Origin of the sequence: Pseudonocardia sp. 73-21 (assembly GCF_001899645.1) — a bacterium.
GTDB lineage: Bacteria > Actinomycetota > Actinomycetes > Mycobacteriales > Pseudonocardiaceae > Pseudonocardia.
On the sequence record NZ_MKVV01000016.1, the window covers coordinates 107,444 to 134,412 of the forward strand.

Sequence of the window (26,969 nt, forward strand, 5' to 3'; positions counted from 1 at the left end):
GCCGGGTCGGTGACGTGCTGGTCCACCGCCCCGCCGACGGCGCGCCCCGGTTCTTCGTCGTGCTGCGCGGGGGGCTTCAGGAGGTGCCCGGCGTGGTGGCGGAACTGCTGCGCGTCGCGGCCGGGGAACGGGAGGCCGCGGCCGTCGGCGCCGACGTGGTCGGCTCGGCCACCTACGTCGACGACCTGCCGGTGGCGGGCTGGCCCACCGGGTCGCCACGGATGCGGGAGCCCACCGACGCACCGGTCGCGTGCTGGACGTGGACGCCCGGCGGCCCGCCGTCCGGCGGGGTCTGGCTCGGGTCGGCGTTGCCCCTGGCACCCGGGACCACACCCGTCGCCCTCGCCCGGGCCGACGGCGGTGGCGAGCGCCTCGACGCCGTGGCAGTCGGGCCGGGCGGCGCCGTCCGGGCGGCCGCCGCGGGCCGGGCGTCCGGCACCGGGCCGCTGTGGCTGCTGTCGGGCAGCGGCGTCGGCTACGGCGTGGCCGACGACGCCACGGCCGCCGCGCTCGGGATCACCGGCGCCGCCTCCGCGCCGGAGGCGGCCCTGCGGCTGCTGCCCACCGGCCCGGCGCTGGACCTGGCCCAGGCCGGGCGGGTGGTGGACGTTCTCCCCGAGGGGTGAGCCCGTCGCGGTCGAGGCGCTCGTGGTCGCCGTTCCGGAGCAGTTCGCCGACGTCGACCTGGCCCTGGCCGCGATGGCGCACGCCGAGGGCCTGCCGGCGGACGCGGGGAGGCGGCGTTCGCGCCGGCCCGCATCGTGGGCTGGGTCGTGCACGCCCTGGAGGAGTACCGGGAGCCCACGTTGCGGTTCCGGGGCGTCTACGCCGGGAAGCGGCCTTCCCGAGGGCCCCGGGCGGGCCGGCGGCGCAGCACCCACACCGTCGCCCCGCACGCGGTGAGCAGCGTGGTTGCCGCGAGCAGGTCGACGGGCCCGTCGTCCGGGGCCGCGACGGGCATCCCGACCGGTAGCTCGGCCGTGGGTGCCGGTGCCCCCGGCCGGTCGGGCGCCACGAGGACGGGCACAGCGGTGAGCGCGGCCACGGGGTCGACGACGCCGCGGCCCACCGCGTTGCCGCCCGGCGCCCGTCGGGCCGTGGCGAGGATGCGGTCCACCACCTGTGCGGCCGTCAGGTCCGGGTAGCGCTCGCGCACCAGTGCGGCCAGCCCGGCCACCCACGGCGCCGCGAAGCTCGTGCCCACGACACCCGTGCCCGTGGTGCCTCCCGCGACGGCGAGCGAGCGCAGACCCGTGCCCGGTGCGGCGAGGTCCACCCACGCGCCCGGGACCGTGAAGGAGGCCGGGGTGTCGTCGGGCCCGACGGCGCCGACGGCCAGGACGTCGTCGCCGTACCAGCCCGGCAACGAGACCTGGTCGGGCGGCTCGCGGCCCGGGACCGCGCACGAGCCCACCCCGGCGTTGCCGGCCGCCACGACGACCACGACGTCGGCCCGGGCGGCGTAGCGCAGGGCGGCCTGGATCGAGCGCCCCTGCCCGGCGGCCTGCGCGGCCGGCAGGCACACGGCCTCCGAGATGTTGATCACCCTGGCGCCCTCGCGGACCGCCAGCACGATCGCGTCGGCGAGCGTGGCGACATCGCCGGCGGGACGCAGGACGCCGTCCGGGCCGGGGACCTGGAACGACGGGCTGGACTGGCGGATCGCGACCAGCTGGGCGTCGGGCGCCATGCCGACGAACCCGGCGCGGCCACCCGGGGCCGCCGCGGCCGCGAGGATGCCGGCGACGGCGGTGCCGTGCCCGTCGCAGTCGTCGAGGCCGTCGCCGCCGGTGAGGTAGTCGCCGCCACCGCGCAGGCGGGTGCCGAACCGGGGGTCGGGATGGACCCCGGTGTCGATCACGGCGACGACCTGGCCGGACCCGGTGGCCAGGCGGTGCACGGCGGACAGCTGCATCCTCGCGGCACCGGTGTCGGCCGCGGCCGATCCGTCCGGGGGCGGTGGGGTGCAGGCCTGTGGCCGGCGCAGGCCCGGTGCGGCGGCGTCCGGGCGCAGGCCCGGCGGGGGAGCGGTGACCAGCGGGGGTGGCGCGGGCGGGGTGACGCCGGTGGCCGGGTGGTCGGTGGCCGGGTGGTCGGCGGCCGGGCTTGCCGCGACGGCTGCCTCAGCGGGGGTCGCGGTGGCCGGGTACGCGCCGGCGCCCAGGGCCAGCACGACGGCGAGGGCCAGCGCCGGAGCCGCGGTGCGGCACCCCCGGCCCGTCACAGCCCGCGGACCAGCCGGTAGAGGTCCATGGCGCCCAGGGCCAGCGGCACCGTGGCGGCGACGAGCAGCCCCTCGAGCAGGTCGACCGCGCGTCTCGAGACCGGCGACCCGAGCGGCTCGGTGCGGCCGAGGCCGGCGAGACCGACCCCGACGGCGAGCAGGAGCGCGCCCGCGGCGCCGAGCCGGGCGGCGTCGCCGTACCCGGCGGCCGACGCGGCCAGGACGACGCCCGCCCCGATCGCGGCGACCAGCGTGGTGCGCGCCGGCACGGCGTCGGCGTAACCGCGGGCCCGCAGCCCCAGCACCACGACGGTGACCGCCGCGAACGCCGGCCCCGCCCAGCCCCCGGCCGTGGTCGCGACCACCGCGCCGCCGGCCGCCGTCACGGCGCAGGCCCCGGCGAGCCCGGCGAGATGGCCGCGGGCGAGGTCGGCCCGCTCGGCGAGCTCCCCGGGCGACAGCCCGTCGGGGTCGGCGTCGGCGAGCTCGTCACCGTCGGCGGGGACGACCGGCCGGGGCAGCCCGGCCAGCCGGATCGCGACCCGGGGCAGCAACGGCCCGGCCACGACCGCCGCGGCCCCGACCGCCGCGGCGGCCGCCGTGCCCGTGAGCCCGAACCGCACACCGAGCAGCGCGACGGTCCCGAACACGGCGGTGACGACGGCGCCCACGAGCGCCGGGGTGACGACGCGCAGCAGCAGCTGGGCGACCGCGGCCACCGTGCCCGCCGCCGCCACCCCCACGAGCGCGGCCCCCGCGCCGCCCGGCACCGCCGCCCACCCCGCGGCGGCCGCGAGCGGAACGGCGGCCAGCGCCGCGACCCGGGGCAGGACCAGCCCGGAGTCGTCCGCGATCCCGTGCACCGCCCGGGAGACGACGACGAGCGCACCGATCGCACCCAGCCCGGCGAGCACGGCCGCGGCGGGCGCGCCCGGCCCGGCCCCGGCAAGCACCGTGGCCGCCCCGACGGCGGCGGTGAGCACCGCGCCGGCGCCGAGGAGCCGGTGGCCCGGGCTCACGGCTCCGGTGCCCGCCGCCAGCGCGTCGACCGGATCGTCGAAGACGGGAGCGGGGGGCGGCGGTGCGTCCCGGGCGATCCGCAGCAGCTCGCCGTCGAGCACCCCGAGCTGGTCCAGGGTGGCCGCGCCCGGCAGCGGGCCGCCGCCCACTCCGCTCAGCCGCCACGGTTCGGGCCGCCACTGGCTGTCCGGCTCTCCCACCAGCTCCAGCACCATCGGCACGAGCTCGGAGACCGGCACGTCCGCGGGCAGCGCGACGTCGACTCTGCGTCGTGGGGCCAGCACCGTGAGCCGGCAGTACGACTGGTGGTTCACGGTGCAACCTCCTGCGCAACCGACTGTGGACAACTGCTCGTGAGTTCTCCCGAATCGCCACGAACCGACCGGGGTGCTGCCTAGCATCGCAACGCCGGTGGGTCCGGCGGGGGCGTTTGGAGAAACCCGTCCCGGTGGCGGAAGGGGTACGGAGATGGCCACGGTCGGAGTGGTGCGGCAGCGGCGGATCCCGCCGCGCACGCCCGGCGGTGAGCTCGCGCTCGAGCCGCCGCCCGAGCCGGAACGCCTCGTACCACCCGGCGTCCTCGCCCGCCTGCTGCCCGGCGTGATGCTGCTGGGTTCGGTCGGCTTCATCGCCGTGCTCGGGCCGGAGAACCCCACGTCCTGGCTGTTCGGGGGCATGTTCGCGCTCTCCACGCTCGGCATGGTCATGACGAGCGGTGGCCGCGGCGGGGGCAGCCGGGCGGCCACCCTCGACGAGAACCGGCGCGACTACCTGCGCTATCTCGCCCAGCTGCGCCACCGCGTGCGGGGTGTCGCGGCCGAGCAGCGCGCGGCGGCCGAGTCGGCCCACCCCGATCCGGCCGCCTGGCCCACCGTGATCGCGCACGGTCGGCTGTGGGAGCGGCGGGCGGCGGATCCGGACTTCGCCCACGTCCGCATCGGCCGGGGCGCCCAGCGGCTGGCCGTGCGGCTCGTGGCGCCGCAGACCGGGCCGGTGGAGGGCATCGAACCGGTCACGGCGCTGGCCCTGCCCGGTTCCTGACCGGCCACGCGGTCGTCCCCGACCTCCCGGTCGCGCTGTCGCTGCGCGCGAGTTCCACGGTGTGGCTGGAACCGGACGGGACGGCCGGCGATCCGGGGCCGGTCCGGGCGCTCGCTCGGGCGCTCGTCGCGCAGTACGCGATGTGGCACAGCCCGGCCGACGCGCTGCTCGCGGTGGTCGCCGCACCGTCCACGGTGGCGGAGTGGGAGTGGGTGAAGTGGCTGCCGCACGCGGCGCACCCGCGCCGGCGGGACGCGGTCGGGCCCCTGCGCATGATCACCCACGACGCCGACGACGTGCGCCGCTGGTGGCTCGTGGAGCTGGCCGGGCGGCCGTCCGGCCCGGGGGTCGGTGAGCCGCACCTGCTCGTCGTGGTCGACGGGGTCGTGGACGGGCCGGGGCCCTGGGCGGGTGTCGCGGGCGTCACCGTGGTGCGGGTCGGGGCCCCACCAGGACGGCGGCCCGCCCCGTCGGTCGTGCGGCTGCAGGTGGGGCCCGACGGTCTGCACCGCAGCGGCGGTGAGGAGGCCCCGGCCCGGATCGGGCACCCCGACGTCCTCGGCCGGGCCGAGGCCACGGCACTCGCCCGGCGGCTCGCGCGTTACCGGCCCGGCGGTTCCGGTTTGGCCGACGAGGAGGGGCCGCGGGCCGCTCCGGGGCTGCCCGCGTTGCTCGCGCTGGGTCCCGGCCCGTCGGGCATCGCGGCCCTGCGGGCCCGGTGGGCGGCCGCCGAGAGCGACCGGTTGCGGGTGCCCATCGGCGTCGACGAGCGGGGCCACCCCGTCACGCTCGACCTCAAGGAGTCGGCGCTGGGCGGCAGCGGTCCGCACGGCCTGTGCATCGGTGCCACCGGTTCGGGCAAGAGCGAGCTGCTGCGCACGCTCGTGCTCGGGCTGGCCGCCGCGCACTCGCCGGAGGAGCTCAACGTCGTGCTCGTCGACTTCAAGGGCGGCGCCACGTTCCTCGGGCTCGCCACGCTGCCCCACGTGTCGGCGGTCATCACCAACCTGGTCGACGAGCTGAGCCTGGTGGACCGCATGGCCGACGCGCTGGCCGGCGAGATCACCCGCCGCCAGGAGATGCTGCGGGCCGCGGGCAACCTCGTCGGCGTCACCGACTACGCCGCGGCCCGCCGGGCGGGAGCGCCGCTGCCGCCCCTGCCGGCCCTGTTCGTCGTGGTCGACGAGTTCTCCGAGCTGCTCGCCCAGCGTCCCGAGCTCATCGACCTGCTGGTCACCATCGGCCGCCTCGGGCGCTCGCTCGGGCTGCACCTGCTGCTGGCCTCCCAGCGCCTCGACGAGGGCCGCCTGCGGGGCCTGGAGTCGCACCTGTCCTACCGCATCGCGCTGCGCACGTTCTCGTCGTCGGAGTCGCGGGCCGTGCTCGGGGTGCCCGACGCCCACCAGCTGCCGTCCGCCCCCGGCTCGGCGTTCCTCGCCACCGGCACCGACGAGCTGGTGCGGTTCCGGGCCGCCTACGTGTCGGGGCCCCAGGTCACCGACACCGGTCCACCCGTGCCGTCCCCGGTACGGCCGCGGGCGCACGCGTTCGGGATCCGGCCGGTGCCCGTCGCCGGTGAGCCGGAGGCGCCGCTCCCCGAGGCCGACGAGGGCGACGCACCCACCGTGCTGGAGACGGTGATCGCGGCGCTCGCCGGGCCGGGGCCGGTCGCCCACCGGGTCTGGCTGCCGCCGCTCGACGTCCCGCCCGCGCTCGACGAGGTGCTGGGGCCGGTCGTCCCGGTCGCCGGCCGTGGGCTGGTGGCCACCACCGGTGCCGCGGGCACCCTGCAGACGTCGATCGGGCTGGTGGACCGGCCCTACCAGCAGCGCCGCGACCCTCTGGTGATCGACCTGGCGGGGTCGTCCGGGCACCTGGCGGTGGTCGGCGGGCCGCGGGCGGGGAAGTCCACGGCCCTGGCCACGGTGGTGCTCGGTCTCGCGCTCACCCACACCCCCGAGCAGCTCGGCGTCCACGTGCTCGACTTCGGCGGCGGGACGCTCGCGGTGCTCGCCGGGCTGCCGCACGTGGGCTCCGTCGCCGACCGGCAGCAGGCCGATCTCGTGCGGCGCACGGTCGCGGAGCTGTCGGCGGTGCTGGCCCGCCGCGAGCGGCTGTTCCGCGAGGCCGGGCTGGCGTCGGTGGAGGCGTTCCGGGCCCGGCGGGCGGCGGGCGACTTCGAGCAGGAGCCCGCCACCGACCTCCTGCTCGTCGTCGACGGGTACCTGACGCTGCGGGGGGAGTTCGACGATCTCGAGGCGCGGCTGCTGCCGCTGGCCGCGCAGGGGCTGTCCTACGGGCTGCACCTGGCGATGTCGGCCACCCGCTGGAGCGAGCTGCGGCCGGCGGTGAAGGACCTGATGGGCGGGCGGATCGAGCTGCGGCTGGGCGAGCCGTCGGAGTCGGAGGTCGACCGGCGGCGCGCGGCCGAGGTGCCCACGCGCCCGGGCCACGGCCTGTCGCCCGACGGTGCGGCCACGGTGATCGCCGAGCCCCGGTTGGCCTCCGGCCCGTCCGACGCGGCGGCGCTCGTCGCGGCCGTCGCCGCGGCGGCACCGGGGCCGGGCATCCCACCCGTGCGGCTGCTGCCCGACCGTATCGAGCTCACCGCGCTTCCCCCGGCCGCACCGGGTGAGAACGGCATCCCGATCGGGGTGGACGAGGAGCGTCTCGCCCGGGTGTCGGTCGATCTGGCCGCGGAGCCCCACCTGGTGTGCTTCGCCGACGCGGAGAGCGGCAAGACCACCCTGCTGCGGCTGGTGGGCCGGGGCATCACCGACCGGTTCACCCCGGAGCAGGCCCGTGTCGTGGTCGTCGACCACCGCCGGGGGCTGCTCGGGTTCGTCCCGCCCTCGCACCTGCTCGTCCACTCCAGCACGCCGGAGACCACGGCCGCGGCGGCCCGCACGGTCGCCGACTCGCTGCGGCGCAGGCTGCCCGGCCCCGAGGTCACGCCGCGGGCGCTGCGCGAACGGAGCTGGTGGAGCGGGCCGGAGGTCTACGTGCTGGTCGACGACTACGACCTGGTGGCGCCCGGTGGCGGCGTCACCCACCCGTTGCTGCCGCTCGTCGAGTTCCTGCCGCAGGCCAAGGACGTGGGCCTGCACGTGGTGGTCACCCGGCGCAGCGGCGGGGCGGGCCGGGCCCTGTTCGACCCCCTGCTGGGCCGGCTGCGCGAGCTCGCGACGCCCGGGCTGGTCATGAACGGCACCGCCGACGAGGGGGCGCTGATCGAGAACGTGAAGCCGTCCACCCAGCCACCCGGCCGCGGCACGTTCGTCGACCGCAGGCGCGGCGCCCGGCGGCTGCAGCTGGCGTGGCTGCCGCCGGAGGACGAGCCGTGACGAGGCCGCGGTGACCGGGGCCAGGCGGGTCGCCGTCCAGGTCGGGGCGGGTGCACTGCGGGTGGCGGTGGCCGGGGACGGCCCGCCGACGGTCGTGGAGCTGCCGCCCGCTCGCGGCCCGCTCGACCTGCCGGAGCTGGTGGCGCGGGTCGCCGGGCCGGGGCCGGCCGAGATCGTGCTCGTGCATCCCGCGGGGTGGACGCCACAGCGGATCGCGGCCTGGGCGCGCCGGCCGGTGCGGCCGGTCCCGGCCCCGGTCGCGGTGGCCGGGCCGGGGCGGCGGCTCGTGCTGGACGTCGGGGCGTCCGGCTCGGAGGCCACGCTGGTCGAGCGCGGACGGATGGCGGCGCGGTGGCGGAGCGACGTCGGGGGCGCCCGGCTCGACGAGGCCGTGGCCGGGCTGACCGGCAGCACCGCGGTGCGGGCCCGGCGGGTACGGGAGGCGCTGTCGCTGCTGCCCGAGGCGGGTGGGATCGACGCCGAGCAGCTGCGCGTGGCCGCGTCGCCGCTGTTCGACGAGCTGGTCGCGATGGTTCGGGGCGTCGACGCGCCCGTCCTGCTGATCGGCGGTGTGGCCCGGTCCCCGCTCGTGGCCGAGGCGCTCGACGAGGCGGGCGTCGCCGACGTCGTCGTGGCACCGCGACCCGAGACGGCGGCCCTTCTCGGGGCGCTGGCGCTACCGCTGGACCGCACGGCCGTCTCCGAGCCCGCCGACCCGGCCGACACCGCCGTCCTGCTGCCGCCGCCTGCGGCGGGGGCTCGGCGTCCGCTGCGGCGGGTCCTCGCCGGTGTCGCGGCCGTCGCGGCCGTCGCGGGTCTGCTCGCGGCCGGCCGTGCGCTCGGGCCGCCGGTCGTCGTCACCGTCCCGGTGGGCACGCTCGTGCAGTACGGCTACCGGTTCGCGGTACCGGCGGGCTGGGTGCACACCGGAGGGCTGCCCGAGCGGCGGCGCAGCCTGCTCACCCCGGCCGCGGCGCCGGCGAGCAGCGACCTCATCGCCGTCGAGCGCACCCCGCTGGGCTACGACGCCGCGGCCGAACCGGAGCGCACCCGGGCCGAGCTGCGGGCCGTCTACGACGACGCCGTCGCCGCGGGCGACCCGCTGTCGGACTACGGCGCCCGCACCGTCTCCGGCCGCCCGGTCACCACCTACCGGCAGCAGGACGACGGTGTGGTCATCGAGTGGTTCGTCGTGCTCGACGGGGACGCGCAGCTCTCGGTCGGCTGCCGCCACACCCCGGCGGGGGAGGCCACCGTGCTGGCGGCGTGTGCGGTGGTCGTGGCCTCGGTGCGGCGCGACTGAGCACAGCGGGCCCGACCACTTCGTTCGCACCTGCGAACCGTTGCCGGGAAACGCCACGGGGGACCCACCCCCGCTGTCACCGTCACCGGGACGGGTTCGACACGGCAGAGCGACGAGGGGTGAGCCGGATGGCAGGAACGGCCGACGGGTTCGGCACGACGACGGAGGAGATGGAGCGGGCGGGCCGACACGTCCTGTCCGTGAACGGTGCGGTGCAGGGCGAGCTCGCCGCACTGCGGGGCAAGCTCGGTCCGCTCGCCGGGGCCTGGAAGGGCCAGGCGTCGGTGGAGTTCGCGAAGCTCATGGCGCGGTGGGACACCGACGCCAAGGCGCTCAACGAGGCGCTGCGTTCCATCGGCGAGTCCATCCAGGGCTCCCGCATCACCTACCAGCAGCAGGAGGACGCCCAGGCCGCGAGCATGTCGTCCATCACCGCGGCGCTGGGCTGAGGAGGCCACGATGAGCGCACCGGAAATCAAGGTCACGTTCAGCGCGCTGGCCGCCGCACAGGGCGACGTCGCCACCACCGCGTCCCGCATCACGGCCCAGCTCGACGACCTGAAGCGCTACCTGGCCCCCATGGTCGCCACCTGGCAGGGCCGGGCGGCCGAGGACTACCAGGTCAAGCAGCGTCAGTGGGACTCCGCGGCCACCGACATCGCCGCGGTGCTCGCCCAGATCGGGGTCGCGCTCGGCAGCGCCAACGACAGCTACCAGCAGGTCGAGAACGCCAACGCGGCCCGGTGGAGGTAGCCTCGAACGCAGGACGGACGGGGGTGCCCGTCGGTTGCAGGGGGTGTTGTCACCGTCCTCGGAACCGGCAGGTACCCTCGTTCTTCGATAGTGCGGAGGGTGGAGAACCCCCGGATGCTGTGATTCTTGGACCGCAGCAAAGCTCGGAGTCCGGGCCCGGCGCCCACCGCACCCGCCGCACCAGAGAAACGCCTCGCGGGCGCTCGACAACGCCCGGCGAGCACACGACATTGACGAGGTAGGTCCGTGCCCACGTACAGCCCGAAGCCCGGCGACATCAACCGCGCCTGGCACGTGATCGACGCTACGGACGTGGTGCTCGGCCGCCTCGCCACCCACGCCGCCACGCTGCTGCGCGGCAAGCACAAGCCGACGTACGCCCCCCACATGGACACCGGCGACTTCGTGGTGATCATCAACGCGGAGAAGATCGCGGTGTCGGGCAACAAGCGCACCGACAAGTTCGTCTACCGCCACTCCGGCTACCCGGGCGGTCTGCGCCAGCGCTCCGTCGGCGAGATGATCGAGAAGCACCCGGACCGCCTCGTCGAGAAGGCGATCACCGGCATGCTGCCGAAGAACAAGCTGGGTCGCGCCATGAGCAAGAAGCTCAAGGTCTACGCCGGCCCGAACCACCCGCACGCCGCGCAGCAGCCGGCCGCGTTCGAGATCACCCAGGTTGCTCAGTGAGTGAGTCGACCGGCACCGAGTCTGTGGAAGAAGGACAGCCCGTGAGCACCCCCGAGCAGCCCGAGGTCGAGGCCGTCGAGGAGGCCCCCGTCGAGGCCACGGCGGACGAGACCACCGAGATCGCCGCGGAGGACACCTCCGAGGTCACCGACGAGGCGTCGGCCGACGACGTCGCGGCCGACGACGACTTCTCCGACGTCGAGGTCGACTTCGACGCCGCGCCCGCCGTTCCCGCGGTCTTCTCCGACCGGCCCATCCAGACGGTCGGCCGCCGCAAGGAGGCCGTCGTCCGCGTCCGCCTCATGCCGGGCACCGGGCAGTTCACGCTCAACGGCAAGTCGCTCGAGGTCTACTTCCCCAACAAGCTCCACCAGCAGCTCATCCGTGAGCCCCTGGTGCTGCTGGAGAAGACCGAGCGCTTCGACATCTTCGCCAACCTGCACGGCGGCGGCATCTCGGGCCAGGCCGGCGCGCTGCGCCTCGCCATCGCCCGTGCGCTGATCGAGGTCGACTCCGAGGACCGCCCGCCGCTCAAGAAGGCCGGCTTCCTCACGCGTGACCCGCGCGTCATCGAGCGCAAGAAGTACGGCCTCAAGAAGGCCCGCAAGGCGCCCCAGTACAGCAAGCGCTGATCTTGGGCGAGCGACGTCTTTTCGGCACCGACGGCGTTCGCGGACTGGCCAACGGCGAGCTCCTCACCCCGGAGCTCGCCGTTGCCTTGTCCGCGTCCGCCGCGCGGGTGCTGGCCGAGAGCGACCGGTCCCATCGACCGGTCGCCGTCGTCGGCCGTGACCCGCGGGCGAGCGGCGAGATGCTCGAGGCCGCCGTCGTCGCGGGCCTGACCTCCGCCGGTGCCGACGCGGTGCGGGTCGGGGTCCTCCCGACACCGGCGGTCGCGTACCTCGTCGGGGCGCTCGGCGCCGATCTCGGCATCATGATCTCGGCGTCGCACAACCCGATGCCCGACAACGGCATCAAGCTGTTCGCCGCGGGCGGCCACAAGCTCCCCGACGCGCTCGAGATCGCCGTCGAGAACGGCATCGACGCGGCCGCCGCGCGTCCCACCGGTGCGGGCATCGGCCGCGTCCGCGACCTGCCCGACGCCGCCGAGCGCTACGTCGGACACCTGCTCGCCGTCACCCCGGCTCCGCTCACCGGGCTCCGGGTCGTCGTCGACTGCGCCCACGGCGCCGCGTCCGTGGTCGCCCCGGAGACCTACCGCAAGGCGGGCGCGGAGGTCATCGCGCTCAACGCGTCGCCGGACGGGCTCAACATCAACGACGGGGTCGGGTCCACGCACCTGGGCCCGCTGCAGGCCGCCGTGCGCGAGCACCACGCCGACCTGGGCATCGCCCACGACGGCGACGCCGACCGCTGCCTCGCCGTCGACGCGTCGGGCGCGGTGATCGACGGCGACCAGATCATGGCCGTGCTCGCCGTCGCGATGCACGCTGCGGGCGAGCTGGTCGAGAACACGCTCGTCGCCACCGTGATGAGCAACCTCGGCCTGCACATCGCGATGCGCGAGGCCGGCATCACGCTGCGCACCACCGCCGTCGGCGACCGCTACGTGCTGGAGGAGCTGCGCTCGGGTGGCTTCAACCTGGGCGGCGAGCAGTCCGGCCACGTCGTGCTGCCCCGCCTGTCCACCACCGGCGACGGCCTGCTCACCGCGCTGCGGCTGATGGCCCGGATGGCCGCCACCGGCTCGTCGCTGGCGCAGCTCGCGTCGATCGTCACGCCGCTGCCACAGGTGCTGCTGAACGTCGTGGTGGTCGACAAGGCCGCCGTCGCCGGGTCCGCCGCCGTCGGCGAGGCCGTCGCCGCCGCGCAGGCCGAGCTCGGCGACACCGGCCGGGTCCTGCTGCGCCCGTCGGGCACCGAGCAGCTCGTCCGGGTCATGGTCGAGGCCCCCACCACGGAGCTGGCACAGGCCACCGCCGCCCGCCTCGCCGAGGTGGTCGCGGCGGCCCGGTAGGTCCACGTTGCCCACCGCCCCCGAGCCTCATGGTCACGTGTGGTGGTCCGGGAGCCGTGTTCGACCACCACACGCGACCATGAGGCGGGTCGGGTGGGCCAGCACGGAGAGGCGGTGAGTGGGAGGTTGTGCCGTTCGGGCCCGCGACCATGGCCGAGTCGGGCACCATCGGTGCATGCCATACGCCGTGCACCTGCGTCCCGATCGCCTGCGCGCCCACGCGGGCGAGGCCGATGCACTGGCGGCCGGGCTGCGGTCGGCGCTGGGTGATCGTCCGGTGGACGGCTCGCCCGACACCGACCGGCTCGTGACCACGCTCCGGCGCGCGCTGCAGGAGCTGGGCGAGCTCGGCGCGGCGCTCCTGGCCGCGGCCGAGGCGGCCGAGCGGGCCGACGCCGAGGTGGCGGGGTCGCTGCGCCGGACCGGCCGGTCGTGATCCCACCCGGTGACGACGACCCGGACGCGCGCTGGTGGGGCGGGGTGTCCGCCGCACTGGCCGGAGCGGCGGACGGGGCGGGCAGGCTGGCGCTCGCCGTCGCCGAGGACTGGCGGGACGGGCACGGGCAGGAGTGGGCCGAGCGGGTCGCGCTCCTGCACCGCGAGCTCGGCCGGGTCGCCGCGGAGTCGTCGGAGATCGTGGCCGCGATCGCGCGACGGGCGCCGGAGCCTCCGTCACCACCCGTCGCCGGCCCCCCGACCGCCGGGCCCCGGGCGTCCCTGGTGCCGCCCTCCGGGCCGCCGCTCTCCTGGCAGGAGGCGCTGGCCCCGCTGCGCGCAGCCGTGCTCGGCGCAGCCGCCGCGACACGCGATCGCGGACCTCGGCTGGGCACTGCGGCCGGCGAGCGCGTCGACGACGACCTCGGCATGCGGATCGCTGAGCTGTCCGAGCCCGACCGCGACGAGCCCGACCGCGCCGGCTCCGATCCCGGGACCGACTGAACCGGATCGGGAGCTCAGCCGCGGTGCTCCAGCGTGGTGCCGGGCACCTTGCCGTCGACGAGGGCCTCGACGCGGTCCTCGTCGCACAGTTTGTTGAGCAGGAACGCGGTGACGAGTGCCCGTGTCAGGCGACGGGTCTTCGCGTCGGGGCTGCCGGCGAGCACGAGGTCGCTCCAGTGCCGGCCCTCGAGGAACGCTGTGTGGGACGCCTTCGGCAGCGTGCGCAGCCACACCGGCCCGCCCGCGGCCGCGGCGATGGGCTCGGCGTGGCCGGCGATCGGCGCCACCATGTCCTTGCCCGCGGCGATGTGCAGCGTGGGCACCGTGATCCCGCGGGCCGCGTCGAGCGCGGACGGGCGGGTCTGCGCGGGGGCGATCGTGACGACGGCCGCGACGCGGGGGTGCCCGACGGCGGCGACGAGCGCGGCCCCGCCGCCGATGCCGTGGCCCATGATCGCGGTCTGCCGGGAGTCGACGCTGATCCGTCCGTCGCCGAGCCGGACGCCGGCGCAGACGTCCACGGTGGTGCGCAGGTCGGCCGCGAAGCCGGCGTGGCTCGGCAGGGCACCGCGGTGGTTGGACGGTGCGGCCGCGACGATGCCCCAGGACGCCAGGTGGCGCAGCAGATCGGCGTAGCGCGTGGCGGGCTGCAGCCAGTCGTGCCCGAACGCGACGGCAGGCAGGCCCAGACCCTCCTCGGGTGCGAACACGACGCCGGGGATGCCGACCATGCCGAGGTCGCCCCGCAGCACCGGGTGCGGCCCGGGCCTCGACAGCACGTCGAGGCCCTCCTTCGCGTTGCGCAGCGCAGGTGGCCGGGGGGTCGGGCTGGTCCTGGTCACGCGGTGACCGTAGTACCGCGGATGTGGTCGCGACCATTCGAGCCCGTGATCGTCACGATCGGGCGAACGCGGACCTCCGCCGTTAACGGTGCCGGGGGACACACCGATCTCGTCATCAATCGGGCCATTCCGGCCCTCCGGACACGAGGATGATCGATGACCACATTCCGCTCGCTGGGCCGCCCGGCCGCCATCGTCGCTGCCGCCGTCGCGCTGGTGCTCGGCCTCGCCGGCTGCACCTCGACGGTCACCAAGGACGACGTCGCCGCGTCGATCAAGGCGAAGCTCGACGAGCAGAAGGTCGGTGCCGGCGCCGTCACCTGCCCGGCCGATCTCACGGCGGAGGTGGGTCAGTCGGTGCGCTGTGAGTTCCAGGTCGACGGCCAGCCGGTCGACGCCGTCGCCACCGTGAAGTCCATCGACGGCAACACCGCCAACTACGACATCACCACCGAGGCGCGGCCCGTGGCCAGGGCGGTGCTGGAGAAGAAGGTGGGCGACCAGATCGGGCAGAAGGCCGGCGTCACCGTCGACTCCACGGTGTGCACCGGTGACCTCCCGCCGACGGTCGGCCAGTCCGTCACCTGCAGCCTGACGGCGGGCGCGGAGAAGGTCGACGTCAAGGTCGCGGTCACGAGCGTCGACGGCGGCCTGATCAACTACTCGATCGACACGGCCTGATCACGGCCGGCGCACTATCGTCGCGCTGTGTGAGAGGCGTCTGGACGGCCCAGCAGATCCGTGACACCGAGCAAGTGTTGCTGGACCGCACCCCGGAGGGCGCGCTGATGCGGCGCGCGGCGTTCGGGCTGGCCGTGCACGCGCGCCGCATGCTGGGCCGGGTGGCAGGCGGCCGGGTCGTGCTGCTCGTGGGGGCCGGCGACAACGGCGGCGACGCGCTGTGGGCCGGCGTCGAGCTGCGACGCCGCGGGGCCGGCGTCACGGCCGTGCTGATGACGCCCGACCGGGCGCACCCCGCCGGGCTCGCCGCGCTGCGCCGGGCCGGTGGCCGGACCGTCGACGTCGACGCGGCGCCTGCGGTGCTGGCGGAGGCCGACCTCGTCCTCGACGGCATCGTCGGCATCTCCGGACGCGGTGGGCTCCGGCCCGACGCCGCCGCGCTGGTCGATGCGGCCTCCGGAGTGCCGGTGCTCGCCGTGGACCTGCCCAGCGGCGTCGACACCGACACCGGCGCGGTCGACGGCGACGCCGTCACCGCGACGGAGACCTGCACGTTCGGTGCGCGCAAGCCCGTCCACGTCCTGGCTGCGCCGCGCTGCGGGCCGGTGCACGTCGTCGACATCGGGTTGGGGCCGCTGCTCCCGCCCCCGTACGCGCACGTCCTCACCGCGTCCGACGTGGCCGCCCGCTGGCCGCTGCCCGGGCCGGCCGACGACAAGTACACACAGGGGGTGGTCGGGATCGCGGCAGGCTCGGCCGTCTACCCGGGGGCCGCGGTGCTGGCCACCGGTGCCGCCGTCCTCGCCACGAGCGGCATGGTGCGGTTCGCCGGCAGCGCCGCGGCGGGCGTCCGCGACCACTGGTGGGAGGTGATCGCCACCGACTCCATCGACGACGCCGGCCGCACCCAGGCCTGGACCGTCGGGCCCGGCATCGGCACCGACGACGCCGGTTACACGGTGCTGGCCACGGCCATCGGGAAGGACGTGCCACTGTGCGTCGACGCCGACGCGATCACGCTGCTGAGCAGGCACGCCGACCTCCGCGAGGCGGTTCGGGGGAAGCCGGTGGTGCTCACGCCGCACGCCGGGGAGTTCGCGCGGATCGCGGGCGAGGTCGGCCCGGACCGGATCGCGGCCGCCCGCCGCGCGGCCGCCGAGCTGGGCGTGACGGTGCTGCTCAAGGGCAACGCCACCGTCGTCGCCGACCCGGACGGGCGGACGCTCGTGCATCCGGCCACGAGTTCGTGGGCGGCGACGGCCGGCTCGGGGGACGTGCTGTCGGGGATCATCGGCGCGCTGCTCGCGGCCGGGCTGGAGCCGTGGTGGGCGGCGGGGTGCGGGGCGTTCCTGCACGCCCGGGCGGCGGAGATCGCGGCCGACGGCGCCCCGGCCCCGGCCTCGGCGCTGCAGGCGGCGATTCCCGAGGCCATCCGCTCGTTGCGAGCCGACTAGGTCCTGGACTCGGGCGGCCCGCTCGGTGCATGGCCGAGTTCGGGGTTGCGCCAGGCGCAGGTGGAGGGCATCCCGATCGTCACGGCCGACAGCTCGTTCGCGCGCCACGACGTCGAGGTCATTGCCGCACGGTGACGCTCGGCGCTCCGATCTCCTTGATCGGTACCGCCGGATGCGATGATGGAGGGCGTGGACCATCCTGCCGGGCTCCCGCGCGCAGAGGCTGTGGTGGATCTCGCGGCGGTCGCCCACAACGTCGGCGTGCTGCGCGCCTCCGCCCCCGACGCGGCCCTGATGGCGGTGGTCAAGGCCGACGGCTACGGCCACGGGGCCGTCACTGTGGGCCGTGCGGCGCTGGCCGCCGGGGCGTCCTGGCTCGGCGTCTGCACGCTGCAGGAGGCCCTCGACCTGCGGGAGGCCGGTATCACGGCACCGCTGCTGTCGTGGCTGCACCTGCCCGGAGAGGACTTCGCGCCCGCCGTCGCAGCCGGCGTCGACCTGTCGGTGGCGTCACGGGCGCACCTCGCGTCCGTCGTGGACGGCGCCCGACGCGCCGGGCGGCCCGCGCGTCTGCACCTGAAGGTCGACACGGGCCTGTCGCGTGGCGGGGCCCAGCCCGCCGAATGGCCCGACCTGCTCGACGACGCGGCCATGGCCGTCGCCGACGGGGTGGCCGAGGTCGCCGCGGTCTGGTCGCACCTCGCCCACGCCGACACCCCCGACCACCCGATGCTCGACCGGCAGGCCGCCCGCCTCACCGACGCCTGGCTCGCCGCCCGCGCCCATGGCTTCGACCCGATCCGCCATCTCGCCAACTCGGCGGCCACCCTCACCCGGCCCGACCTGCAGCTGGATCTCGTCCGGGCCGGCGTCGCCGTCTACGGGCTGGATCCGCTGGACCGTCCCGTGCCGGAGAGCCCGCTGCGCCCGGCGATGACGCTGCGGGCGCGCGTCGCGCTGGTGAAACGCGTCCCCGCCGGTGAGGGCGTCGCGTACGGGCACGAATGGGTCACACCGCGGGAGACGACGCTTGCGCTGGTCCCGCTGGGGTACGCCGACGGTGTGACACGGGCGCTCAACCGCCGTGGCCGCATGACGGTGCTGCTCGGGGGCGAGCGCAGGCCCGTCGTCGGGCGGGTGTCGATGGACCAGATCGTGGTGGACTGCGGCGACAGCCGCGTCCGGGAAGGGGATCACGCGGTGCTGTTCGGGCCGGGGGACCACGGGGAGCCGTCCGCCCAGGACTGGGCGGACGAGCTGGGCACCATCCACTACGAGGTGGTGACCGGGATCCACGGACGCCGGGTCACCCGCACCACCGTCGGAGGTCCGTCGTGGTGAGGCCACAGGTGTGGGGCGCGGTCGCCGGCGCGGCGGGCGCGGTCGCGGCCACCGGGGTGGCCGTCGGGGTGGCGGCCCGCAAGCGCAGCCAGATCGCCACGGACCGCAGGCGCCTGGCCAAGGAGCTCTCCGACGGCGACGAGGCGCCCGGCCTGTTCCCGCCCGGCGAGCCCTCGTCCGTCACGGCCGACGACGGCATCCGGCTGTCGTGCGAGGAGATCGAGCCCGCGTCCGGCCAGGCGACGATGACCGTGGTGCTCGTGCACGGATTCGCGCTGGACCGGCGCACCTGGCACTTCCAGCGCCGCATGCTCGCCGAGCTGACCGAGCCCGCCGTGCGCGTGGTGCTCTACGACCAGCGCAGCCACGGCCGCTCCGAGCGGGCCCCGCGGGAGAGCTGCACGATCGAGCAGCTGGCCCGTGACCTCGACGCCGTGATCCGCGCGCTCGCGCCCGAGGGGCCGCTCGTGCTCGTCGGGCACTCCATGGGCGGCATGACGCTCATGGCGCTGGCCGAGCAGCGTCCCGAGCTGTTCGCCGAGCGGGTGGTGGGCGTGGCGCTCGTGTCCACGTCGGCGGGGGAGATGGCCGGGGCCGGCCTGCCCGGGGCGCTCCTCTCCCGTGACAACCCGCTGCTGCGGGGCGTGGGTCTGATCGCCCGCCTGCAGCCGAAGCTCGAGAAGGGCGTCCGGCGGGTGGCGGGCGACCTCATCTGGTCGATCACGCGCAGCTACGCCTACGGCGACCGCGGCGTCTCGCCGTGGCTGGTGGACCTCGTCGACACCATGATCAGCACCAACGCGGTGGACGCGCTCATCGACTTCGTCGACACCGTGGGCAGCCACAACCGCCTCGCCGCGCTCCCGGCGTTCGCCACGTGCGAGGTGCTGGTGGCGGCGGGCGAGGCCGACCGCGTGATCCCGTTCGAGCACGCCGAGCGCATCGCCGCCGAGCTGCCGGACGCCACGCTCGTGCGGTTCCCCGGGGTGGGTCACCTCCCGATGCTGGAGCAGCCCGCGACGATGGACGAGGCGCTGCTGGATCTGCTGGGTCGTTGCGCCGCCCGTCGCCGGGGTGGGCTGCGCCGGTTGAGGAGGCGGGCATGACGATCGACCCCATGACGATCGATACCGAGCTCGAGCTCCCCGACGCCGCCGACACCGAGGCGCTGGGCGAGCGGATCGCCGCCGACCTCGGCGCCGGGGACCTGGTCGTGCTGGCCGGCCCGCTGGGGGCGGGCAAGACCGTGTTCGTACGCGGCCTCGCCCGCGGACTGGGTGTGCAGGGCCCGATCACCTCCCCGACGTTCGTGATCGCCCGCGAGCACCGGTCGTTGCCCGGCGGCGCCGGGGTGTCGCTGGTGCACGTGGACGCCTACCGGCTCGGCGGCGTCGCCGAGCTCGACGACCTGGATCTCGACACCGACCTCGCGGAGGCCGTGGTGGCCGTGGAGTGGGGCGAGGGCGTGGCGGAGCGCCTCGCCGAGCGGCACCTCCTCGTGCGGTTGGACCGGCGGCCGGACGACGTCCGGGTGGCCACCGTGAGCTGGGTCGAGCGAGCGCCTGACCGGCCCGGCATGATCGACCCGACATGATCGACCCGGCATGATCGACCCGACATGATCGACCCGGCATGATCGACCCGACATGATCGACCCGGCATGATCGACACCGTCATCTTCGACTGGGGCGGCACGCTCGTGCCCTGGATGTCGCTGCACGCCGGCGAGGGCTGGCGCGCCTACGCCGAGGCCGCCCACGCCGACGACCCGGACCGGGCCGCGGAGGCGGCCGCCGCGTTGCTCTCGGCCGACGACGCCCGCTGGGCCCGCGTCCGCGACGCGCACGACGCGTTCACGGTGGCCCACGTGCTGGCCGACGCCGCCGCCGAGGAGCACCCCGAGGCGATGCGGGCCTACCGCGCGTTCTGGGAGCAGGCGACGATCACCGATCCCGAGGCGGCGCCGATGCTGGCCGAGCTGCGGGAGCGACGGCTGCGCCTCGGCGTGCTCTCCTCCACCTCCTGGCCCGGCTCCTGGCACGAGGACTGGCTGCGCCGCGACGGCGTGCTCGATCTCTTCGACGCCTGCGTGTGGAGCAGCGACCTGCCCTTCACCAAGCCGCACCCCACCGCGTTCCGGGCCGCGATGGACGCCGTGGGCGCCACCGACCCGGCCCGCTGCGTGTACGTGGGCGACCGCCCCTACGACGACATCAGCGGCGCCCAGGGCGCCGGCATGCGGGCGGTGCTCGTGCCCCACTCCGACATCCCCGCGGTGCAGCAGGTGCCGGTGGACGTGCACCCCGACGGCGTGATCCAGCGTCTCGCCGAGCTCCCGGAGCTGCTCGCGGGCTGGTGATCACTCGTACGCCCCGGGATCGGGATCGATCAGCCCCACCGAGCCGTACCCGTCGAGCTCGCCGAAGAGGTCGGCTCCGTCGTCGCCGGAGGGTCGCCGACGGGGGGCCGGATCCCGGCCGGCGGCGCGGCGCAGCACGTCGAGCGGATCCTCGCCGGACCACTCGCAGCCCCGCACGATCTCGCCCAGCAGCTCCACCGTCTCGCGGTAGGGCAGGAAGCACTCGCACTCGATCTGGCGCTCGGCGCCGGACGGCATCCGACGCCCGTCCTGGTCGAGCCAGCCGTAGCAGGCCAGCGGTTTGCGCAGTTCGGCCACCGGATCGCTGCCCGGATCCATCCGGCCGGTGGCGTGCAGGAAATCCAGCCACTCCCACATGTCCTCGCACAGCGTCTCCGGCCAGAGCGTGTGCCGCATCGAACACCAGTTGGGGATGCCGCAGCGCACCGTGCCGTGGACCCCTTCCCTGGTCCAGCGGGTGGGGGTGACGGTCGCGTAGCGGAAGCGGTCCTCGGCCGCCGCGCAGATGAGGGCGAAGTGGTCGGGATCGGTGCGCCGCTCGCGCCCGGCCTGCCAGGCGACGGCGGCGTCGATCAGGTCGCGGTGGCGCTCCCGGATCGGGGCGACGGCGTCGGAGAGCTCGGTGAGCGGGTACTTCCTCTGTTCTGTCATCGCCCCACGATCGGGACCGGTACCGACAGGAAACGGTGCCGCGACCGGAGTTGTCCACAGGCGGATAGGCTTCTGAGCATGCTCGTGCTGGCCCTGGACACCGCGACGCCGGCGGTCACCGCCGGCGTCGTCGAGCTGACCGACACCGGGATCGTCCAGAGGTCGGTCCACGTCACCCACGACGCCCGCAAGCACGCCGAGCTGCTCATGCCCGGCGTGCTCACCGCGTGCGCCGACGCCGGGGTCGCCCTGCGCGACCTCCACGCCGTCGTCACCGGCACCGGGCCGGGCCCGTTCACGGGGTTGCGGGTCGGGATGGTCACCGCCGCCGCGCTCGGTGACGCGCTCGGCATCGGCGTCCACGGCGTCTGCACCCACGACGCCATCGCCGCCGACGCCCGCGGGGAAGCGCTGCTCGTCGTCACCGACGCCCGCCGCCGCGAGGTGTACTGGGCCGCCTACGACGCCGACGGCCGGCGCGTCGACGGTCCGCACGTCACGGCCCCCGCCGACGTCGTCGGGCATGCCGCGGTGCGCGCCGCCGGGGGTTCGGCGGCCGTCTCGGGCCTGCCCGTCGTCGGCCCGGAGTCGCCGTCGCCCGCCGGGCTCGTCACGGTCGCGGCGGATGCGCTGCGCGCGGGCGTCGTCCCCGGCCCGCTGGAGCCGCTCTACCTGCGCCGACCCGACGCGGTGGAGCCCGGGGCCCGCAAGCGGGTGACAGGTTCTTCCGCGCCGGCCGGCACCACGGCTCCCGCCCCGACCGCGTCACCGGTCGGGGAGCGCTCGGCATGACCGCGACCGTCTCCATCGAGCCGCTCACCGTCGCCGACGCCGCGCGCTGCGCCGAGCTGGAACGGACGCTGTTCCCCGGCGACGACCCGTGGAGCGCGCAGGCCTTCCGCGACGAGATCCGCGTCGGCCACCACTACCTCGCCGCCCGCGTGGACGAGCAGCTCGTCGGCTACGCGGGGCTGGCGTTCGTCGCGTCCCCGCCGCACGCGGAGGCCGAGGTGCACACGATCGGCGTCGATCCGGCCCACCAGCACCGCGGCATCGGACGATCCCTGCTGCACGGCCTGCTCGCCGCGGCCGACGCGGTGTCGGCCACCGTGTACCTGGAGGTCCGCACCGACAACGACGCAGCCAAGGCGCTGTACGAGTCGGAGGGTTTCACGGTGGTCGGGCTGCGGCGCCGCTACTACCGCCCCAGTGGCGCCGACGCCCACACCATGCGGAGGGACGCTCGATGATCGTTCTGGGTATCGAGACCTCCTGCGACGAGACGGGCGTCGGCGTCGTCCGCTCCGAGGACGGGGCCGTCACCCTGCTCGCCGACGAGATCGCCTCCAGCGTCGAGCAGCACGCCCGCTTCGGCGGGGTGGTGCCCGAGGTGGCGTCGCGGGCGCACCTGCAGGCCATGGTCCCGGCGGTGCACCGGGCGCTGGCCACGGCCGGGGTCACCGCGCGCGACATCGACGCCGTCGCGGTCACCGCGGGGCCCGGTCTCACCGGGGCGCTCCTGGTCGGCGTGGCCGCGGCCAAGGCTTACGCCACCGCCTGGGAGGTGCCGCTGTTCGGCGTCAACCACCTGGCGTCGCACGTCGCCGTCGACACGCTGGAGCACGGCCCGCTGCCCCCGTGCCTGGCGCTGCTGGTCTCCGGCGGCCACTCCAGCCTGCTCGACGTGCCCGACCTCGCCGGCCCCGTCACGCCGCTGGGCGCCACCATCGACGACGCCGCCGGCGAGGCGTTCGACAAGGTCGCGCGCCTGCTCGGGCTGCCGTTCCCCGGCGGGCCGCACATCGACCGGATGGCGGCCGAGGGTGATCCCCGTGCCGTCGCGTTCCCGCGCGGGCTCACCGGCCCCCGCGACGCGCCGTTCGACTTCTCCTTCTCCGGGCTCAAGACCTCCGTCGCCCGCCACGTCGAGGCGCTGGAGCGGGCCGGCACCCCGGTGCCGGTGGCGGACGTGGCCGCGAGCTTCCAGGAGGCCGTGGTCGACGTGCTGACCGCCAAGGCGATCAGGGCGACCCGCGAGCGCGGGATGGAGACCCTGGTGCTCGGCGGCGGCGTGGCCGCGAACTCCCGGCTCCGCGCGCTGGCCCAGGAACGCTGCGACGCGGCGGGCATCGCCCTGCGCGTGCCCCGGCGGGGCCTGTGCACCGACAACGGCGCGATGGTGGCGGCGCTCGGTGCTCACCTGCTGACCGGTGGCGCCACCCCGTCCCCGCTGGACCTGCCCGCGGACTCCTCCATGCCGGTCACCGAGGTGCTCGTCGGCTCGTGACCGGGTCAGGTCGTGGGGTCGATGGTCTGCCCCTTCTCGGACACCACTGCCTTCACGGTCGGAAGGCACGAAGTCCTACGGCACCGGTTAACCTTCGCCGGCGGCAGTCAGCGCAGCCAGCTCGTCGGCCGTCAGTTCCAGGTCGAGCACCGGCAGGAGTGCGTCGAGCTGCTCGGCGGTGCGGGCCGAGGCGATCGGCGCGGCCACGGTGGGCTGCTCGGCGAGCCAGGCCAGCGCGACGGCGCCCAGCGGGGCGCCGCGGTCGGCCGAGATCCGGTCGAGCACCGCCAGCACCTGCTCGCCGCGCTCGTCGAGGTAGGCGCGGGCGCCCTCGGCCCGCACGCTCTCGACCGCGTCGCCGCCCGGGCGGTACTTGCCGGTGAGGAAGCCCTTGGCCAGCCCGTAGTACGGCACGCAGGCGATGCCCCGCTCGGCCAGCAGCGGCGCGAGCGTCGACTCGAACTCCGCGCGCTCCATGAGGTTGTAGTGCGGCTGCAGCGCCACGTACGGGGTGGTCGCCAGGGCCGACGTGAGCCGTGCGGCCGAGAAGTTCGACGCGCCGAGCTCCCGCACCTTGCCCGCCGCCACGAACTCCGCGAACGCCGCCGCCGTCTCCTCCTGAGCCGTGTCCGGGTCGTCCTTGTGGGCCCAGTAGAGGTCGATCCGGTCGGTGCGCAGCCGACGCAGCGAGTCGTCGCACGCCGCGGCGATGTTCGCGGCCGAGAGCCCGGGGCGGGTGGGCAGCGAGCCGACCTTCGTGGCCACGACGAGGTCGTCGCGGTTGCCGCGGGACTCCATCCACTCACCGATGATCGTCTCGGACTCGCCGCCCGAGTTGCCCGGTGCGCGCCACATGTAGGAGTCGGCGGTGTCGAGGAAGTTCCCGCCCGCGGCGACGTAGCCGTCGAGGATCGCGAACGAGGTGTCGCGGTCCGCGGTCCAGCCGAACACGTTGGCGCCCAGGCACAGACGCGAGACGTCCAGGTTTCCGATCTTTGCCATGGCTACGAAGCTACGCCGGGCGCAGCAGGTTCACGATCGCGACGATGCCGACGATGACGATGACCGCGCGCAGCACCGGCTGCGGCAGCTTGCGCCCGATCTTCGATCCGATCAGCCCACCGACGGTCGACCCCACGGCGATCAGCCCCACCACCCGCCAGTCCACCTGGCTCGGCGCCACCACCAGGAACGTCACGGCGGCGACGGTGTTCACCGTCGTGACGAGCCCGTTCTTCAGGGCGTTGAGCCGTTGCAGCGTCTCGGTCATCAGCGTGCCGAGCACGCCGACCAGCAGGATGCCCTGCGCGCCACCGAAGTAGCCGCCGTAGACGCCGACCAGCGCCGTCGCCGTCATCGACCCCGGACCGATGTCGGCGCGCCCGGCCTGCCGCTGCGCCAGCTTCCGCGCGATCCACGGCTGGACGGCGACGAGCACGACGGCCACCCCGATCAGCACCGGCACCACCGACCGGAACGCCGACGCGGGCAGCACCAGCAGCAGCACCGCGCCGACGATCCCGCCCAGCACCGACATCGATCCGAGCACGAGCAGCCGCCGGCGCTGGTCGGCGAGCTCCCGGCGGTAGCCCCACACGCTGGCCAGGCCGCCGGGCACCAGCCCGATGTTGTTGGACACGTTCGCCGTCACCGGCGGGATCCCGAACGCCAGCAGCGTCGGGAACGTGATGAGCGACCCGGAGCCGACCGCGGCGTTGATCGTCCCCGCCGCGGTGCCGGCCACCAGGATCAGCGCAACCTCGAGCAGATCCATCCCCGCACCCTGCCCCGCAGTGGGGCGGAGCGGTCTGTGCGATGCGCCACTCGGCCCCCGGTCTCACATTGAGCCTCGCGCGGGTGCCGGGCCACCGTTGAGGAGTTGGCACTCTCATGGGTAGAGTGCCAATCGCACGGCCGACAGACCGGACGCCCGGCACCCGCGACGACGGTGCGCCCGCGAGGCCGTACGACCCCAAGAACACGGAAGACCCAAGAACACCCCAGGAAGGGGAGGTCATCAAGTGGCGAACATCAAGCCGCTCGAGGACAAGATCGTCGTCCAGGCGAGCGAGGCGGAGACCACCACCGCGTCGGGCATCGTCATCCCGGACACCGCCAAGGAGAAGCCCCAGGAGGGCAAGGTCCTGGCCGTGGGCCCGGGTCGCATCGACGACAAGGGCAACCGCGTCCCGGTCGACGTGGCCGTCGGCGACGTCGTCATCTACTCGAAGTACGGCGGCACCGAGGTGAAGTACAACGGCGAGGAGTACCTCATCCTCTCCGCCCGCGACGTGCTCGCGGTTGTCAACTGACGCGTTCCGCGTTGCTGTAAAACCGCCGCCCCGGTGGTCCCTCGACCGAGCGGGCCACCGGGGCGCGGTTGTTCCTGCATGAACCCCCTAGAGAGGCACAGATGCCGAAGCAGATCAGCTTCGACGAGGAGACTCGTCGCGCACTGGAGCGCGGGGTGAACCAGCTGGCCGACGCGGTCAAGGTGACCCTCGGCCCGCGCGGCCGCCACGTCGTGCTGGACAAGAAGTTCGGTGGACCGACCGTCACCAACGACGGCGTCACCATCGCGCGTGAGATCGACCTCGAGGACCCCTTCGAGAACCTCGGCGCGCAGCTCGCCAAGACCGTCGCCACGAAGACCAACGACGTCGCGGGCGACGGCACCACCACCGCTACCGTGCTGGCCCAGGCCATGGTCGCCGCAGGCCTGCGCAACGTCGCGGCGGGTGCCAACCCGATGGCGCTGGGCATCGGTATCTCCAAGGCCGCCGACAAGGTGGCGGAGGTGCTCAAGGAGAAGTCGATCCCGGTCGACGACAAGGAGCACATCGCCCAGGTCGGCACGATCGCCTCCCGCGAGGAGGAGATCGGCCAGCTGATCAGCGAGGCCCTCAAGGCCGTCGGCAAGGACGGCGTGATCACGATCGAGGAGGGCTCCACGCTCTCCACCGACCTGGAGATCACCGAGGGCCTGCAGTTCGACAAGGGCTACCTCTCGCCGTACTTCGTCACCGACTCCGAGTCGATGGAGGCGGTGCTCGAGAACGCCTACGTCCTGCTGCACCGCGACAAGATCGGCGCCATCGCCGACCTGCTGCCGCTGCTGGAGAAGGTGCTCGCCGACGGCAAGCCGCTCCTGATCATCGCCGAGGACCTCGAGGGCGAGGCCCTGTCCACGCTGGTGGTCAACTCGATCCGCAAGACCGTGAAGGTCGCCGCGGTCAAGTCGCCGTTCTTCGGTGACCGCCGCAAGAACTTCATGGACGACCTCGCCATCGCCACCGGCGGCACGGTCATCAACCCGGAGGTCGGGCTCAAGCTGTCCGAGGCCGGGCTGGACCTGCTGGGCACCGTCCGCCGCGCGGTGATCACCAAGGACGCCACCACCCTCGTCGAGGGCGGCGGCTCCAAGGAGGCCACCGACGCGCGCGTCGTGCAGCTGCGCGCCGAGATCGCGGCCGCCGACTCCGACTGGGACAAGGAGAAGCTCGGCGAGCGTCTGGCCAAGCTCTCCGGCGGCGTCGCGGTCATCAAGGTCGGTGCCGCCACCGAGACCGCGCTCAAGGAGCGCAAGCACCGCATCGAGGACGCGGTGTCGGCCACCCGGGCCGCGGTCGAGGAGGGCATCGTCCCCGGCGGCGGTTCGGCGCTCGTGCAGGCGGCGAAGGCGCTGGAGGACGGCCTCGGCCTCTCCGGCGACGAGGCCACCGGCGTGGCCGTCGTCCGCAAGGCGCTGTCCGCGCCGCTGTTCTGGATCGCCGCGAACGGCGGCCTCGAGGGCGCGGTCGTGGTCGGCAAGGTCGCCGAGATGGAGTGGGGCAGTGGCTTCAACGCCGCCACCCTCACCTACGGCGACCTCGTGGCCGACGGCGTCATCGACCCCGTCAAGGTCACCCGGTCCGCGGTGGTCAACGCCGCGTCGATCGCGCGCATGGTGCTCACCACCGAGAGCGCGGTCGTCGACAAGCCCGCCGACGCACCGCCCGCCCCCGCGGGTGGTCACGGCCACGGGCACGGCCACTGAGGTAG

At 75.2% G+C, this 26,969-nt stretch carries 28 protein-coding genes (1 of these 28 cut by a window edge); 22 read left to right on the forward strand and 6 right to left on the reverse strand.

Annotated elements, in window-relative coordinates; all coding sequences use genetic code 11:
• Nucleotides 1-626: the end of a type VII secretion protein EccB gene (gene eccB, locus BGP03_RS03660; RefSeq protein WP_299735424.1), read on the forward strand. Its footprint begins 784 nt before the window's first position; the window shows 626 of its 1,410 coding nt (coding positions 785-1,410); the start codon falls outside the window, past its left edge; the stop codon is at nt 624-626.
• A gap of 197 nt (nt 627-823) precedes the next feature.
• On the opposite strand, the gene mycP is transcribed toward eccB, so the two are convergent.
• Nucleotides 824-2,224, reverse strand: coding sequence for a type VII secretion-associated serine protease mycosin (gene mycP / locus BGP03_RS03665; protein WP_298800038.1), 1,401 nt, complete (start codon nt 2,222-2,224; stop codon nt 824-826).
• On the reverse strand, nt 2,221-3,558 hold the full coding sequence (eccD, locus tag BGP03_RS03670) for a type VII secretion integral membrane protein EccD (RefSeq protein ID WP_298800039.1): 1,338 nt from the start codon (nt 3,556-3,558) through the stop codon (nt 2,221-2,223). The genes mycP and eccD overlap by 4 nt, the downstream gene beginning before the upstream one ends.
• Before the next feature lie 154 nt (nt 3,559-3,712).
• Here eccD and BGP03_RS35750 point away from each other — a divergent pair, with 154 nt between their 5' ends.
• The 10 genes from BGP03_RS35750 to BGP03_RS03715 all read left to right on the forward strand — a co-directional run bounded on the left by BGP03_RS35750 (nt 3,713) and on the right by BGP03_RS03715 (nt 13,292).
• Nucleotides 3,713-4,285, forward strand: coding sequence for a hypothetical protein (locus BGP03_RS35750; protein ID WP_363093134.1), 573 nt, complete (start codon nt 3,713-3,715; stop codon nt 4,283-4,285).
• A 41-nt stretch (nt 4,286-4,326) separates the two neighbouring features.
• Complete coding sequence (gene eccCb, locus BGP03_RS03675) at nt 4,327-7,629, forward strand: type VII secretion protein EccCb (RefSeq protein WP_363093135.1); 3,303 nt, start codon at nt 4,327-4,329, stop codon at nt 7,627-7,629.
• A gap of 10 nt (nt 7,630-7,639) precedes the next feature.
• Nucleotides 7,640-8,932, forward strand: a complete 1,293-nt coding sequence (locus tag BGP03_RS03680) for a type VII secretion-associated protein (protein ID WP_298800041.1) — start codon at nt 7,640-7,642, stop codon at nt 8,930-8,932.
• A 128-nt stretch (nt 8,933-9,060) separates the two neighbouring features.
• A complete protein-coding gene (locus BGP03_RS03685) occupies nt 9,061-9,381 on the forward strand; it encodes a WXG100 family type VII secretion target (protein WP_296369651.1) in 321 nt (106 codons plus the stop codon).
• A gap of 10 nt (nt 9,382-9,391) precedes the next feature.
• A complete protein-coding gene (locus BGP03_RS03690; protein WP_296369652.1) occupies nt 9,392-9,685 on the forward strand; it encodes a WXG100 family type VII secretion target in 294 nt (97 codons plus the stop codon).
• Between the two features lie 246 nt (nt 9,686-9,931).
• Nucleotides 9,932-10,375: a 50S ribosomal protein L13 gene (gene rplM / locus BGP03_RS03695; protein ID WP_296369654.1), complete on the forward strand. Its 444-nt coding sequence runs from the start codon at nt 9,932-9,934 to the stop codon at nt 10,373-10,375.
• Nucleotides 10,376-10,416: 41 nt separating this feature from the next.
• Nucleotides 10,417-11,007, forward strand: coding sequence for a 30S ribosomal protein S9 (gene rpsI, locus BGP03_RS03700; RefSeq protein ID WP_296369656.1), 591 nt, complete (start codon nt 10,417-10,419; stop codon nt 11,005-11,007).
• A 2-nt stretch (nt 11,008-11,009) separates the two neighbouring features.
• Nucleotides 11,010-12,353 carry a phosphoglucosamine mutase gene (gene glmM / locus BGP03_RS03705; RefSeq protein WP_296369658.1) on the forward strand — a complete coding sequence of 448 codons (1,344 nt, stop codon included), beginning with the start codon at nt 11,010-11,012 and terminating at the stop codon, nt 12,351-12,353.
• 175 nt (nt 12,354-12,528) lie between these two features.
• Complete coding sequence (locus BGP03_RS03710) at nt 12,529-12,789, forward strand: hypothetical protein (protein ID WP_296369660.1); 261 nt, start codon at nt 12,529-12,531, stop codon at nt 12,787-12,789.
• The gene (locus tag BGP03_RS03715; RefSeq protein ID WP_298800044.1) at nt 12,786-13,292 is read left to right on the forward strand and encodes a hypothetical protein; all 507 of its coding nucleotides are present in this window, start codon (nt 12,786-12,788) and stop codon (nt 13,290-13,292) included. The genes BGP03_RS03710 and BGP03_RS03715 overlap by 4 nt, the downstream gene beginning before the upstream one ends.
• A gap of 14 nt (nt 13,293-13,306) precedes the next feature.
• Here the strand turns inward: BGP03_RS03715 and BGP03_RS03720 are convergent, their stop codons facing one another.
• The gene (locus BGP03_RS03720; protein WP_296369664.1) at nt 13,307-14,134 is read right to left on the reverse strand and encodes a dienelactone hydrolase family protein; all 828 of its coding nucleotides are present in this window, start codon (nt 14,132-14,134) and stop codon (nt 13,307-13,309) included.
• 156 nt (nt 14,135-14,290) lie between these two features.
• Here BGP03_RS03720 and BGP03_RS03725 point away from each other — a divergent pair, with 156 nt between their 5' ends.
• The 6 genes from BGP03_RS03725 to BGP03_RS03750 all read left to right on the forward strand — a co-directional run bounded on the left by BGP03_RS03725 (nt 14,291) and on the right by BGP03_RS03750 (nt 19,969).
• Complete coding sequence (locus BGP03_RS03725) at nt 14,291-14,815, forward strand: DUF4333 domain-containing protein (RefSeq protein ID WP_296369667.1); 525 nt, start codon at nt 14,291-14,293, stop codon at nt 14,813-14,815.
• Nucleotides 14,816-14,844: 29 nt separating this feature from the next.
• Nucleotides 14,845-16,269: an NAD(P)H-hydrate dehydratase gene (locus BGP03_RS03730; RefSeq protein WP_298800046.1), complete on the forward strand. Its 1,425-nt coding sequence runs from the start codon at nt 14,845-14,847 to the stop codon at nt 16,267-16,269.
• A gap of 180 nt (nt 16,270-16,449) precedes the next feature.
• On the forward strand, nt 16,450-17,610 hold the full coding sequence (gene alr / locus BGP03_RS03735) for an alanine racemase (RefSeq protein ID WP_296369810.1): 1,161 nt from the start codon (nt 16,450-16,452) through the stop codon (nt 17,608-17,610).
• The gene (locus BGP03_RS03740) at nt 17,604-18,716 is read left to right on the forward strand and encodes an alpha/beta hydrolase (RefSeq protein WP_296369670.1); all 1,113 of its coding nucleotides are present in this window, start codon (nt 17,604-17,606) and stop codon (nt 18,714-18,716) included. The genes alr and BGP03_RS03740 overlap by 7 nt, the downstream gene beginning before the upstream one ends.
• Entirely contained in the window at nt 18,713-19,204 is a 492-nt protein-coding gene (gene tsaE / locus BGP03_RS03745; protein WP_296369672.1) for a tRNA (adenosine(37)-N6)-threonylcarbamoyltransferase complex ATPase subunit type 1 TsaE, read from the forward strand. The genes BGP03_RS03740 and tsaE overlap by 4 nt, the downstream gene beginning before the upstream one ends.
• 66 nt (nt 19,205-19,270) lie before the next feature.
• A complete protein-coding gene (locus BGP03_RS03750; RefSeq protein ID WP_298800049.1) occupies nt 19,271-19,969 on the forward strand; it encodes an HAD family hydrolase in 699 nt (232 codons plus the stop codon).
• Here the strand turns inward: BGP03_RS03750 and BGP03_RS03755 are convergent, their stop codons facing one another.
• A complete protein-coding gene (locus tag BGP03_RS03755) occupies nt 19,970-20,641 on the reverse strand; it encodes a hypothetical protein (RefSeq protein WP_296369676.1) in 672 nt (223 codons plus the stop codon).
• 78 nt (nt 20,642-20,719) lie between these two features.
• Here BGP03_RS03755 and tsaB point away from each other — a divergent pair, with 78 nt between their 5' ends.
• Genes tsaB through tsaD form a run of 3 tightly spaced genes read left to right on the forward strand, consistent with a single transcriptional unit; the run spans nt 20,720 to nt 22,928 of the window.
• Nucleotides 20,720-21,433 carry a tRNA (adenosine(37)-N6)-threonylcarbamoyltransferase complex dimerization subunit type 1 TsaB gene (tsaB, locus tag BGP03_RS03760; RefSeq protein WP_296369678.1) on the forward strand — a complete coding sequence of 238 codons (714 nt, stop codon included), beginning with the start codon at nt 20,720-20,722 and terminating at the stop codon, nt 21,431-21,433.
• Nucleotides 21,430-21,891 carry a ribosomal protein S18-alanine N-acetyltransferase gene (rimI, locus tag BGP03_RS03765; RefSeq protein WP_298800051.1) on the forward strand — a complete coding sequence of 154 codons (462 nt, stop codon included), beginning with the start codon at nt 21,430-21,432 and terminating at the stop codon, nt 21,889-21,891. The genes tsaB and rimI overlap by 4 nt, the downstream gene beginning before the upstream one ends.
• Nucleotides 21,888-22,928: a tRNA (adenosine(37)-N6)-threonylcarbamoyltransferase complex transferase subunit TsaD gene (tsaD, locus tag BGP03_RS03770; RefSeq protein WP_296369681.1), complete on the forward strand. Its 1,041-nt coding sequence runs from the start codon at nt 21,888-21,890 to the stop codon at nt 22,926-22,928. Before rimI ends, tsaD begins: the two co-directional genes overlap by 4 nt.
• Nucleotides 22,929-23,015: 87 nt before the next feature.
• Here tsaD and BGP03_RS03775 read toward each other — a convergent pair whose 3' ends face one another.
• Nucleotides 23,016-23,930: an aldo/keto reductase gene (locus BGP03_RS03775; protein WP_298800053.1), complete on the reverse strand. Its 915-nt coding sequence runs from the start codon at nt 23,928-23,930 to the stop codon at nt 23,016-23,018.
• 10 nt (nt 23,931-23,940) lie between these two features.
• Nucleotides 23,941-24,702, reverse strand: a complete 762-nt coding sequence (locus tag BGP03_RS03780; RefSeq protein WP_298800055.1) for a sulfite exporter TauE/SafE family protein — start codon at nt 24,700-24,702, stop codon at nt 23,941-23,943.
• 247 nt (nt 24,703-24,949) lie between these two features.
• Between BGP03_RS03780 and groES the strand changes: the two genes are divergently transcribed.
• Nucleotides 24,950-25,240 (forward strand): co-chaperone GroES, encoded by a 291-nt coding sequence (groES, locus tag BGP03_RS03785; protein WP_296369687.1) that lies wholly within the window; start codon nt 24,950-24,952, stop codon nt 25,238-25,240.
• Between the two features lie 101 nt (nt 25,241-25,341).
• Nucleotides 25,342-26,964 (forward strand): chaperonin GroEL, encoded by a 1,623-nt coding sequence (groL, locus tag BGP03_RS03790; protein ID WP_296369689.1) that lies wholly within the window; start codon nt 25,342-25,344, stop codon nt 26,962-26,964.
• The last annotated feature ends 5 nt before the right edge of the window (nt 26,965-26,969 follow it).